Source organism: Pseudomonas sp. HMSC067G02, from assembly GCF_001813485.1.
GTDB classification, from domain to species: Bacteria; Pseudomonadota; Gammaproteobacteria; order Pseudomonadales; family Pseudomonadaceae; genus Pseudomonas; species Pseudomonas aeruginosa.
Window position 1 is genome coordinate 22571 of the sequence record NZ_KV812643.1, and the last position, 11082, is coordinate 33652.

Below are 11082 nucleotides of genomic sequence, written 5' to 3' on the forward strand. Positions count from 1 at the left end.
AAATCCCGGAATGCAGGGGAACGCCCGATGACGCCGGGGCGCGGGCCGAGCATGCGGCAGGAGAAGCGGAAAAAAGTGCGCGAAACGGCTGACGACCTCACACCGCCATCGACAGCGGTACGCCCTGCAGCCATTCCGGGTGGTAGCGCAGCAGCATCTCCAGGCCGCGCTCCTGGTAGGCCGGGAAGCTGATCGCGACCAGCGTCTCGCCCTTGACCTTCTGCGGCGGGCCGAGGCGCTGGAGGATCACGCCGTTGCGAACGAAATAGCGCTCCATGGCCGTGGTGGTCACCGCGACCACCGAACTGGCGCCCAGGTACCAGGCGCATTGCAGGCTGGACCAGAATATCTTCATCGCCAGTTGCGGATCGTCCGCCGCGCTGGCGGCGTAGCGCGAAAGCTCCCATACCGACGGATCGCTGGGCGGGGTTTCGCTGCACAGGTAGGCGAAGACTTCCTTGAGCAGGTAGGCGTCGGTCGTCGGCAACAGGCGGGCACAACCGCAGATACCCTGGCGGCCCATGGCGACGATGTAGCGGGTTTGCGGATGGTCGAACTGGTCGAATTCCTGGTCGCGGACCCTGGAGGTGGAGACCACGTCCCAGCCCAGCTTCTCGATGAAGACTTGATGCCGGTAGCGTCCCAGCTCGGCGATCATGGCGGCGGAAAGCCCTTCCAGCGATTCAGAGAGCAATTCGATCATGACCAAGTCCCCGTGTCGTGCCGGCCGAGAAAAAAAAGGCGGCATCCCTACCCTGATACTCCTGGGCCCTCTCAGTCGGAGGACATACCAGCACACACATGAGGGGGAAGACTAAAGGAGGATGAACGGCAGGCAACCTGCCAGATCTGGTAGGGCGCGCCGGCCGGCGCGCCCTGCGCTTCAGATGAGGCCCAGCGCCGCGGCGTAGGCAGCAGCCAGCGTCTTGTTCGGCGCGTCGAACTTCTTCTGGATGTTCTTGTGGTGGAAGTTCACCGTGCTCTCGGAGATGCTCAGGATGATGGCGATTTCCCCGGAACTCTTGCCGTCGGCGGTCCATTGCAGGATCTCGCGTTCGCGATGGCTCAGGCAGACCGGGTTGGACATCAGCATCGGATGCTCCAGGTCGGTCAGCTTCTGGGTCAGCAACTCGATCATGCAACGCAGCCGCAGGCGGATTTCCTCGCGCTCGAAGCTGGAGATGTTCTGCTGGTCGCGCGCCACGGAAAGCACGCTGAGCAAATTGTTCGGCGCGCGGATCGGCAGGGTCGCGCCGACACAGAGGCCCCAATCGCGAGCCTCGTTCCAGAGCATCCGGCTCTGGTCGAACAGGCTGTCGCTCCAGACCACCATTTCCGAGGAGCGCAGGCCGTTGAGGATCGCCGGATCCACGGCCCCGTAGTTCTGCATCTGGTATCGCTCCAGCCAGGCCTTGGGATAGGTGCCATGGACCTCGGTCTTCGGCCGGGTGAAGGGAATCGTGTGGCGCACGCCATAGGCGTAGTAATCGAAGCCCAGGCGCCGCACTTCCTTTTCCAGGACGGCGAACACGCCCTGGCTGTCGTGGATCGGCTGCATCTCGCTACGCAAACCGTCCCACCACAGCAAAAAGCCTCCGTCATTCCTCATTGCAGTAAGCCCTGATCGATAAAATGCATCACAGCAGAATTGGCCCGGGGTATGACGCTGTCAAGCGCGCAGCCTTGCCGATACGGCAAAATCATGGCAACCCTATCTGTTATGCCAGCACCGTTCAGGACGCAGCCTTCAGCCATCGAGCATCCCCCTCCCTATGACAACGTTCGACCACCTGGGCCGCTTTACCGCAAGCGATACTGTGCGGTTGTGACAATTCCATGAAACGCCGACAGGCCGCCGCCATGGCCGGGTCCTCGAGCAAGCGCCACAGCGCCCCGCGCAACTCCTGCTCGCGCAACGGCACGCCCAGGCGCATCCCGCAGCCGAGCCGGACCAGCCGTTCGGCATTGTCGAACTGGTCGTGGGCACAGGGCAGCAGCACCTGCGGCACCCCCGCCGCCAAGGCCAGGCTCATGGCGCCGATACCGCCCGGATGGACCAGCCCGGCGCACGATGGCAGCAAGGCTCCCAGTGGCGCGTAGGCGCGCTGCAGCACGTGGTTCGGCAAGCCGCGCAGCGGTTCCTGGCCGGCGCCGGTGAGGAAGATCCCACGCGCGCCGAGGCGTTCCAGCGCGCGCAGGGCCATGGCGTAGAAGTCGCCCTGCAGGTGTTCGGTCGAGCCCTGGGTGAACACCAGCGGCCGGCTGCCCTGATCGAGAAAGCGTTGCAGTTCGTCGTCGAGCGGGGTCCCCGGGATACTGCCGTCGAACAGCGGGAAGCCGGTCATGTGCAGGGGTTGCGGCCAATCCTGCTGGGGCGGCGCGTACCAGGCCGGGAACAGGCAGACCACGCCCTGCGGCGAATGCATCCATTGGGTGAAGATGCGCTTCACCGGCGTTTCCAGGCCGACCTTGCGGCGCACCGCGTTGATCTCCGGCGCGCAGGTGCGATCCAGCTTGAAGCGCTCGATGCAGCGCCAGAGCAGCTTGCGCATCGCCAGCGGCATCTGCTCGGGCACGTTGAACTTGGGGTGTACCGGCGGCAGGTGCGCCGACAACAGGGTCGATGGCGAGACCTGCGCGGACAGGTAGGGAATCCCGTACTTCTCGTGAGCGATGCGTGCGCCCAGCGCCCATAGCGAGCCGACCACCACGATGTCGTCATGGCGCTGCGCCGAGACGTACTCGTAGACCGGCTCGATCATCCCGGCGATGGCTTGCCAGAGCACGCCGAAGGACGTCTTGGGGTCCCACAGGCGCGGATCGCCCATGGTCCGGCGGTAGGTCAGTTCGTCGCTCAGCGGGACGAACGCGATGCCGTGCTGCTCCACCGCGTCGCGAAACACCGGGATGGTGCAGAGGCTCACGCGGTGCCCGCGCAGTTTCAGGGTCCGGGCCAGGCCGATGAAGGGAAATACGTCGCCGGCCGAGCCGATGGCGATGAGGATGGCGTGCATGGGGCTACTCCGTGCGTTATGCGACCGCAAAGCCCGGCCAGGCCGGGTCTTCGCAGGTCAAGGGTTCAGGCGTAGCCGATGGCCATCTCGTGGAATCCCGCCGCGCGTTCCGCCCGCTGCGGCTCCGGTTGCTTCAGCAGGTGCTCGAGCAGGGCGCGGTGCACGCGTACCGCGGCCAGCTTGGACTCCAGGTCGAGGAAATGCCCGGTGCCCTCCACCCGCGAGAAACTGCAGCGCGGCAGGTAGTCGCGGAACTGGCGGGCGTCCTCGGCGGTGGTGTATTCGTCCCAGCTGCCGTTGATGAAATGCACGTGGCTCTGGATCCGCTCCAGGCAAGCCAGGTAGCCCCGATCGTTGAGCGCCAGCACCTGGTCGATGTGAAAGCGCGCCTGCTCGTATTCGCCAGTGGCCAGCGAAGCCATGTGCTGATGGTTGCTGGCTTTCAGGCGCGGCGGCAGGTATTTGCCGACGGTCTCGTTGAGCAGATGGCCGATCGCCGACTTGTCGTCCAGCTCGATCAGCGCCTGCGCCCGCCCGACGTAGTCGAGCATCGCCTGGTTCAGTCCAGGGGCGAATGCCATCACCACCGAGCTGCGGATACCGCGCGGATTGCGCGACAGCGCCAGCAGCGTGGAGATACCGCCCCAGGACGCGGAGACCAGGTGATTGACCTCGAAGCGCTCGATCAGCGCCAGGAGGATTTCCACCTCGTCGTCCTTGGTGATCAACCCGCGCTGCGGGTTGTGCTGCCGCGACTGCCCGGCGAAGGGCAGGTCGAACAGCACCACGTTGAAATGTTCGGCCAGGCACTTGCAGGTCCGGGCGAACGAGGCGGTGGTCGCCATCGCGCCGTTGACCAGCATCACCGTGCTGCGCCCGGGATCCTGCCCAACGCGCTCGACATGTACCCGCAGGCCCTTGCAAACCGATACCAACAGACTTTCGCGCCGCATTTCACACCTCCCAAAAATTTTCGAACAGGCAAACAGCTATCGCTGCCACGGGTATCCCGGCATTACGTAGAGTTCGTTCTTATTGTTCGAACGGCAGACAAGTAACTCAGCGGCCATCCACGCGGACCAGCCACGGCGGATGCGTACCCCTTCAGGCGAGGGGCTTGTGTGGGTCTTGCAGATCGGCCTGCGCAAACGATTGGCGTCCGTGTTCACGCGTAGCCGATGAACACTTTTTAGCCAATTCGAAAGCTAACGGTAACTGCCAGATTTCACAGGACGGGCGGTCGCCTGCGCATAAGCCCCTGCCCGCCCGCGATAAGGCGTGCCAGAGCGGCCGGCGGGGAACAGCGAGGGGTTGGCGGAAAAGGCATGAAAAAACCGGGCGCCAGGCCCGGTTTCCGGTGTCGAAACGCTCTGGCGTCAGGCTTTTGGCAGGGTCACGCCGCGCTGGCCCTGGTATTTGCCGCCACGGTCCTTATAGGACACTTCGCAGGCCTCGTCGGATTGCAGGAAGAGCATCTGCGCCACGCCTTCGTTGGCGTAGATCTTCGCCGGCAGGTTGGTGGTATTGGAGAACTCGAGGGTCACATGGCCTTCCCACTCCGGCTCCAGCGGAGTGACGTTGACGATGATGCCGCAACGCGCGTAGGTGCTCTTGCCCAGGCAGATGGTCAGGACGTCGCGCGGGATGCGGAAGTACTCGACGGTGCGCGCCAAGGCGAAGGAGTTCGGCGGGATGATGCAGACGTCGCTGTTGATGTCGACGAAGCTTTTCTCGTCGAAGTTCTTCGGATCGACCACCGCCGAATGGATGTTGGTGAACACCTTGAACTCGGCGGCGCAGCGCACGTCGTAGCCGTAGCTGGACACCCCGTAGGAAATCACCCGGCTGTCGTCCGCGCCGCGCACCTGGCGCTCGACGAACGGCTCGATCATGCCGTGCTCCTGAGCCATGCGGCGAATCCACTTGTCCGATTTGATGGTCATGGAGGGTGTCCTGTCGAAAGCTGCGAAAAATGATCGCGAATCTTACCGGGGCCGCCGCCCCAGGGCAAAGGCAGCCGTCGCCGACGGCTGCCCGAGCGCCTCAGTCGTCGCTGATGCTGATGTTCGGCAGGCCGACGCTGGCCCGCTCGCTGAGAACGATGCGCGCGCCGACATGGCGGGCGATTTCCTGGTAGAGCATCGCCAGTTGGCTTTCCGGGTCGGCGATCACCGTCGGCCGGCCGCTGTCGGCCTGGGTGCGGATGGCGATCGACAGCGGCATGGACGCCAGCAGCTCGACGCCGAACTGCGCCGCCAGCTTCTCGCCGCCGCCCTCGCCGAACAGGTGCTCGGCATGGCCGCAGTTGGAGCAGATGTGCACCGCCATGTTCTCCACCACGCCGAGCACCGGGATGTTCACCTTGCGGAACATCTCCACGCCCTTCTTCGCGTCGAGCAGCGCCAGGTCCTGCGGGGTGGTGACGATCACCGCGCCGGCCACCGGCACCTTCTGCGCCAGGGTCAGCTGGATGTCGCCGGTGCCCGGCGGCATGTCCACCACCAGGTAGTCGAGGTTGTCCCAGGCGGTCTGGGTGATCAGCTGGATCAGGGCGCCGGAGACCATCGGCCCGCGCCAGACCACCGGCGTGCTGTCGTCGGTGAGGAAGGCCATCGACATCACCTGTACCCCGTGCGCCTCCAGGGGCTCGAACCACTTCTGCTCGCGGACCTTCGGCCGGGTGCCTTCCGGCAGGCCGAACATGATGCCCTGGCTGGGGCCGTAGATGTCCGCGTCGAGGATGCCCACCCGCGCACCCTCGCGGGCCAGGGCCAGGGCCAGGTTGGCGGCGGTGGTGGACTTGCCGACGCCACCCTTGCCGGAAGCCACCGCGACGATGTTCTTCACGTTGCCCATCACCTCGACCTGCGGCTGCGCCTTGTGCGGCTGGATCACGCAGTCGACCCGGACCTCGGCGCGAGCGACGCCGTCGAGCGCCTCCAGGGCCATTTGCAGGGTTTGCGCCAGGCCGTTTCTGAACAGCCCGGCGGCGTACCCCAGTTCCAGGCGCACCCGCACGCGGTCGCCCTGGATCTCCACCTCGCGCAGGCAGCCGGCGCTGACGGGGTCCTGGTTCAGATAGGGGTCCTGGTACTGGCGGAGGGTGGCTTCCACCGTTTGGCGAGTGATAGCGGACATGGGGGATTTCCTGAGGGTTAAGCGGGGAATCGATGCCGGTCATCCTACCCGAGTGGCGCGCGGATGAAAAAAAACCGCCGCTTCTTTATAGTGACCGATCCGTTTAGCTCTCAGCCGATAAGCCGAACCCATGTCCGAACCACGCAAGATCCTCGTTACCAGCGCCCTCCCCTACGCCAACGGTTCCATTCACCTGGGACACATGCTGGAGTACATCCAGACGGACATGTGGGTGCGCTTCCAGAAGATGCGTGGCAACCAGGCCGTCTACGTCTGCGCCGACGACGCCCACGGTTCGGCGATCATGCTCCGCGCCGAGCGCGAGGGCATCACCTCCGAGCAACTGATCGACGCCGTGCGCGCCGAGCACATGGGCGACTTCGCCGACTTCCTGGTGGACTTCGACAACTACCACTCGACCCACTCGGAAGAGAACCGCGAGCTGTCCAGCGCGATCTACCTGAAACTGCGCGACGCCGGGCACATCGACACCCGCCCGGTGACCCAGTACTTCGACCCGGAAAAGCAGATGTTCCTCGCCGACCGCTTCATCAAGGGCACCTGCCCGAAGTGCGGCACCGCCGACCAGTACGGCGACAACTGCGAGGCCTGCGGCGCGACCTACGCCCCGACCGAACTGAAGGACCCGAAATCGGCGATCTCCGGCGCCACCCCGGTGCTCAAGGAATCGCTGCACTACTTCTTCAAGCTGCCGGACTTCGAGGCCATGCTCAAGCAATGGACCCGCAGCGGCGCCCTTCAGGAGTCGGTGGCCAACAAGCTCGCCGAATGGCTGGACAGCGGCCTCCAGCAGTGGGACATCTCGCGTGACGCGCCGTACTTCGGCTTCGAGATTCCCGACGCTCCCGGCAAGTACTTCTACGTCTGGCTGGACGCGCCGATCGGCTACATGGCCAGCTTCAAGAACCTCTGCGCGCGGCGTCCCGAGCTGGACTTCGACGCGTTCTGGGGCAAGGACTCCAGCGCCGAGCTGTACCACTTCATCGGCAAGGACATCGTCAACTTCCACGCGCTGTTCTGGCCGGCCATGCTCGAAGGCGCCGGCTACCGCAAGCCGACCGCGCTGAACGTGCACGGCTACCTGACCGTGAACGGCCAGAAGATGTCCAAGTCGCGCGGCACCTTCGTCAAGGCGCGCACCTACCTCGACCACCTGGACCCGGAATACCTGCGCTACTACTACGCGTCCAAGCTCGGCCGCGGCGTCGAGGACCTCGACCTGAACCTCGAGGACTTCGTGCAGAAGGTCAACTCCGACCTGGTCGGCAAGGTCGTCAACATCGCCAGCCGCTGCGCCGGCTTCATCCACAAGGGCAACGCCGGCGTGCTGGTCGGCGCCGATCCTGCGCCGGAGCTGCTCGCCGCCTTCCGCGAGGCCGCACCGGGCATCGCCGAGGCCTATGAGGCCCGCGACTTCAATCGCGCCATGCGCGAGATCATGGCCCTCGCCGACCGCGCCAACGCCTGGATCGCCGAACAGGCGCCCTGGGCGCTGGCCAAGCAGGAAGGCCAGCAGGACAAGGTCCAGGCCGTCTGCGGCCTGGGCATCAACCTGTTCCGCCAGTTGGTGATCTTCCTCAAGCCGGTGCTGCCGAAGCTGGCCGCCGCCGCCGAAGCCTTCCTCAACGTCGCCCCGCTGACCTGGGCCGACCACCGGACCCTGCTGGCCAACCACCAGCTGAACCCGTTCCAGCCCCTGATGACCCGTATCGAGCCCGCGAAAGTAGAAGCCATGATCGAAGCCTCCAAGGAAGACCTCGCCGCCGCCGCATCCCAACCCGCCGGCAACGGCGAGCTGGTCAAGGAACCCATCGCCGCGGAGATCGACTTCGACGCTTTCGCCGCGGTCGACCTGCGCATCGCCCTGATCGAGAAGTGCGAATTCGTCGAAGGCGCCGACAAGCTGCTGCGCCTGTCGCTGGACATCGGCGACGCGAAGCGTAACGTGTTCTCCGGGATCAAGAGCGCGTATCCCGACCCGAGCGCCCTGGAAGGCCGCCTGACGCTCTATGTGGCCAACCTGGCGCCGCGCAAGATGAAGTTCGGGGTGTCCGAGGGCATGGTCCTGGCCGCCGGCCCGGGTGGCGAGGAGATCTACCTGCTGAGTCCGGACAGCGGTGCCAAGCCGGGCCAGCGCGTCAAGTAACGCAGACCACGAAGCCACGGAGGGCTCGATAGAATGAACGCATGGAAGCTTGCCGCCGGCGTCCTGCTGGCGGCGCTCTACGGATGCTCCGCCGAACACGCCGAAAGCGTCTCCGGCAATGCCGGTTTCCAGGGCGAGACGGGCAAACCCGGCACCGCCCTCGCCTACGAACACCGCGTCGGCATCCGCCTTTCCGCCGCGCGTATCGACGCGCAACTCGCCGCCAGCCGCGACGCCTGCAACAGCGAGCGCTTCGGCCAGTGCGACGTGCTCGCCATCGAACAACGCGGCGGTATCGGCCATTACGCCGAACTCACCGTGCGCATCGTCCCGGACGGCGTGGAGAAGCTGGTCGCGGCCGCTGCCCAGGGCGGCACGCTGGAAAGCCGGCAGACCCGCGCCGAGGACCTGGCCCAGGCGGTCGCCGACACCCGCCAGCAACGCGAGCGCCTGCAACGCGAGTACCAGACCCTGCAGCAATACCAGGGGCGCAAGGACATGAGCGTCGGCGACCTGCTGGCCCTGGCCAAGGAAATCGCCGCGGTGGAAGCCCAACTGGCCGACAACGCCCAGGCCGGCGCCCAGCAGCAGCGGCGCATCGCCACCAACCTGCTGACCCTGAGCTTCAGCAGCGAGGCGCAGCCGGACAGCCGCCTCGGCCAGCTCGCCACGGCCGCCGGGCAACTGCTCGACGACCTTGTCGATGGCACCATCGCCGCGATGAAGTTCTTCGCCTACAGCCTGCCGTTCCTCGTCGTGCTGCTGCCGCTGGGCCTGTTGCTGCGCGGCCTGTGGCGCTGGCTGCGGCGGCCCGGCAAGAACGAGGCGCGCTGAGCCCAGGCATACGGGCGGACCGGGAGGGTCCGCTCTTTCGCCCAGGACCGCCTGACGGGCCTGGCAACTCACAAGGAGGAAGACCGATGACCGCCACCAGCGACCTGATCGAGTCACTGATTTCCTATAGCTGGGACGACTGGCAGGTGACCCGCCAGGAAGCCCGCCGGGTGATCGCCGCGATCCGCAACGACAACGTGCCCGATGCGACCATCGCCGCACTCGACAAGAGCGGCTCGCTGATCAAGCTGTTCCAGCGGGTGGGCCCGCCGGAACTGGCGCGCTCGCTGATCGCCAGCATCGCCGGGCGCACCACCATGCAGCGCTACCAGGCACGCAATGCCTTGATCCGCAGCCTGATCAACAATCCCCTGGGCACCCAGACCGACAACTGGATCTACTTCCCCACCATCACTTTCTTCGACATCTGCGCCGACCTCGCCGACGCCGCCGGTCGCCTGGGCTTCGCCGCGGCCGGCGCCACCGGGGTGGCCAGCCAGGCGATCCAGGGTCCGTTCAGCGGGGTCGGCGCCACCGGCGTCAATCCGACCGACCTGCCGTCCATTGCCTTCGGCGACCAGCTCAAGCTGCTCAACAAGGACCCGGCGACCGTCACCAAGTACAGCAACCCGCTCGGCGACCTGGGCGCCTACCTGAGCCAACTGTCGCCGCAAGACAAGCTGAACCAGGCACAGACGCTGGTCGGCCAGCCGATCAGCACGCTGTTCCCCGACGCCTATCCGGGCAACCCGCCGTCGCGGGCCAAGGTCATGTCCGCGGCTGCGCGCAAGTACGACCTGACGCCGCAACTGATCGGCGCGATCATCCTCGCCGAGCAGCGTGACCAGACCCGCGACGAAGACGCCAAGGACTATCAGGCGGCAGTCAGCATCAAGAGCGCCAACACCTCCATCGGCCTCGGCCAGGTGGTGGTCTCCACCGCGATCAAGTACGAGCTGTTCACCGACCTGCTCGGCCAGCCGGTGCGCCGCGGCCTGTCGCGCAAGGCGGTCGCCACCCTGCTGGCTTCCGACGAATTCAACATCTTCGCCACCGCCCGTTACATCCGCTACGTCGCCAACCTGGCGTCGCAACAGGACCTGCGCAAGCTGCCGAAGACCCGCGGCGCATTTCCCTCCATCGATCTCCGCGCCTACGCCGGCAATCCGCGCAACTGGCCGCGGGACAATGTCCGCGCGCTGGCCTCGGAATACACCTCGCGGCCCTGGGACGACAACCTGTCGCCGGGCTGGCCGATGTTCGTCGACGATGCCTACGCCACCTTCCTCGACCCTGGAATGAGGTTCCCATGAAGACAGTCGCCCTGATTCTCGCCAGCCTCGCCCTGCTGGCCTGCACCGCGGAGTCCGGGGTGGACTTCGACAAGACCCTGACCCACCCGAACGGCCTGGTGGTGGAGCGCCCCGTCGGCTTCGACGCGCGGCGCAGCGCCGAGGGCTTCCGCTTCGACGAAGGCGGCAAGCTGCGCAACCCACGCCAACTGGAGGTCCAGCGCCGGGACGCGCCGCCCCCGCCCGACCTGGCGAGCAGGCGCCTGGGCGACGGCGAGGCGCGCTACAAGGTAGAGGAAGACGACGGCGGCTCCGCCGGCAGCGAATACCGCCTGTGGGCAGCCAAGCCGGCGGGCGCGCGGTGGATCGTGGTCAGCGCCAGCGAGCAGAGCGAGGATGGCGAACCGACCTTCGCCCTGGCCTGGGCGCTGCTGGAGCGGGCCAGGTTGCAATAGAACCGCTCTCTGCGGAGTGCCGGACGCTCCGTGGAACCTCCGTCGATCCGGGCGGAGCAGCATCCTGCTCGGGTTGCGGTAGCGCTTTTTCGCTCAGTCTGCGCCCATCGGATTTTCCCTGACATATTTTGTTTCATAGTACTGAGACTCAGGCGCGCCGCGGTTTTCCGGCGATGTGCGCA

General features: G+C 66.0%; 10 protein-coding genes. 4 read left to right on the forward strand and 6 right to left on the reverse strand.

Annotated features, from left to right (window positions below; all coding sequences use genetic code 11):
* Positions 1 to 97 precede the first annotated feature (97 nt).
* From rhlI to apbC, 6 genes are all read right to left on the reverse strand, one after another.
* Positions 98 to 703, reverse strand: coding sequence for an acyl-homoserine-lactone synthase RhlI (gene rhlI, locus HMPREF2914_RS09265; RefSeq protein WP_003111059.1), 606 nt, complete (start codon positions 701 to 703; stop codon positions 98 to 100).
* A 180-nt stretch (positions 704 to 883) separates the two neighbouring features.
* Positions 884 to 1609 carry a quorum sensing system transcriptional regulator RhlR gene (gene rhlR, locus HMPREF2914_RS09270; protein ID WP_003119559.1) on the reverse strand — a complete coding sequence of 242 codons (726 nt, stop codon included), beginning with the start codon at positions 1607 to 1609 and terminating at the stop codon, positions 884 to 886.
* A 124-nt stretch (positions 1610 to 1733) separates the two neighbouring features.
* Complete coding sequence (locus HMPREF2914_RS09275) at positions 1734 to 3014, reverse strand: glycosyltransferase (protein ID WP_023092609.1); 1281 nt, start codon at positions 3012 to 3014, stop codon at positions 1734 to 1736.
* Positions 3015 to 3079: 65 nt separating this feature from the next.
* Positions 3080 to 3967, reverse strand: a complete 888-nt coding sequence (gene rhlA / locus HMPREF2914_RS09280; RefSeq protein ID WP_016263193.1) for a 3-(3-hydroxydecanoyloxy)decanoate synthase — start codon at positions 3965 to 3967, stop codon at positions 3080 to 3082.
* Positions 3968 to 4390: 423 nt separating this feature from the next.
* Positions 4391 to 4957, reverse strand: a complete 567-nt coding sequence (gene dcd / locus HMPREF2914_RS09285; protein WP_003092017.1) for a dCTP deaminase — start codon at positions 4955 to 4957, stop codon at positions 4391 to 4393.
* Positions 4958 to 5057: 100 nt separating this feature from the next.
* Entirely contained in the window at positions 5058 to 6152 is a 1095-nt protein-coding gene (apbC, locus tag HMPREF2914_RS09290) for an iron-sulfur cluster carrier protein ApbC (RefSeq protein ID WP_003092020.1), read from the reverse strand.
* A gap of 130 nt (positions 6153 to 6282) precedes the next feature.
* Between apbC and metG the strand changes: the two genes are divergently transcribed.
* The 4 genes from metG (at position 6283) to tsi3 (ending at position 10900) form a co-directional block, all read left to right on the forward strand.
* A complete protein-coding gene (metG, locus tag HMPREF2914_RS09295) occupies positions 6283 to 8319 on the forward strand; it encodes a methionine--tRNA ligase (protein WP_003092021.1) in 2037 nt (678 codons plus the stop codon).
* Positions 8320 to 8352: 33 nt separating this feature from the next.
* A complete protein-coding gene (locus tag HMPREF2914_RS09300) occupies positions 8353 to 9153 on the forward strand; it encodes a DUF4349 domain-containing protein (protein WP_003138174.1) in 801 nt (266 codons plus the stop codon).
* A gap of 86 nt (positions 9154 to 9239) precedes the next feature.
* The gene (tse3, locus tag HMPREF2914_RS09305; protein ID WP_003092026.1) at positions 9240 to 10466 is read left to right on the forward strand and encodes a type VI secretion system effector muramidase Tse3; all 1227 of its coding nucleotides are present in this window, start codon (positions 9240 to 9242) and stop codon (positions 10464 to 10466) included.
* Complete coding sequence (gene tsi3 / locus HMPREF2914_RS09310; RefSeq protein WP_003092029.1) at positions 10463 to 10900, forward strand: T6SS effector muramidase immunity protein Tsi3; 438 nt, start codon at positions 10463 to 10465, stop codon at positions 10898 to 10900. The genes tse3 and tsi3 overlap by 4 nt, the downstream gene beginning before the upstream one ends.
* Positions 10901 to 11082 lie beyond the last annotated feature (182 nt).

What these genes read in the sequence shown, in the direction of transcription:
- rhlI (WP_003111059.1), bottom strand. Translation starts at nt 703, where the DNA reads ATGATCGAATTGCTCTCTGAATCGCTGGAAGGGCTTTCCGCCGCCATG.
- rhlR (WP_003119559.1), bottom strand. Translation starts at nt 1,609, where the DNA reads ATGAGGAATGACGGAGGCTTTTTGCTGTGGTGGGACGGTTTGCGTAGC.
- HMPREF2914_RS09275 (WP_023092609.1), bottom strand. Translation starts at nt 3,014, where the DNA reads ATGCACGCCATCCTCATCGCCATCGGCTCGGCCGGCGACGTATTTCCC.
- rhlA (WP_016263193.1), bottom strand. Translation starts at nt 3,967, where the DNA reads ATGCGGCGCGAAAGTCTGTTGGTATCGGTTTGCAAGGGCCTGCGGGTA.
- dcd (WP_003092017.1), bottom strand. Translation starts at nt 4,957, where the DNA reads ATGACCATCAAATCGGACAAGTGGATTCGCCGCATGGCTCAGGAGCAC.
- apbC (WP_003092020.1), bottom strand. Translation starts at nt 6,152, where the DNA reads ATGTCCGCTATCACTCGCCAAACGGTGGAAGCCACCCTCCGCCAGTAC.
- metG (WP_003092021.1), top strand. Translation starts at nt 6,283, where the DNA reads ATGTCCGAACCACGCAAGATCCTCGTTACCAGCGCCCTCCCCTACGCC.
- HMPREF2914_RS09300 (WP_003138174.1), top strand. Translation starts at nt 8,353, where the DNA reads ATGAACGCATGGAAGCTTGCCGCCGGCGTCCTGCTGGCGGCGCTCTAC.
- tse3 (WP_003092026.1), top strand. Translation starts at nt 9,240, where the DNA reads ATGACCGCCACCAGCGACCTGATCGAGTCACTGATTTCCTATAGCTGG.
- tsi3 (WP_003092029.1), top strand. Translation starts at nt 10,463, where the DNA reads ATGAAGACAGTCGCCCTGATTCTCGCCAGCCTCGCCCTGCTGGCCTGC.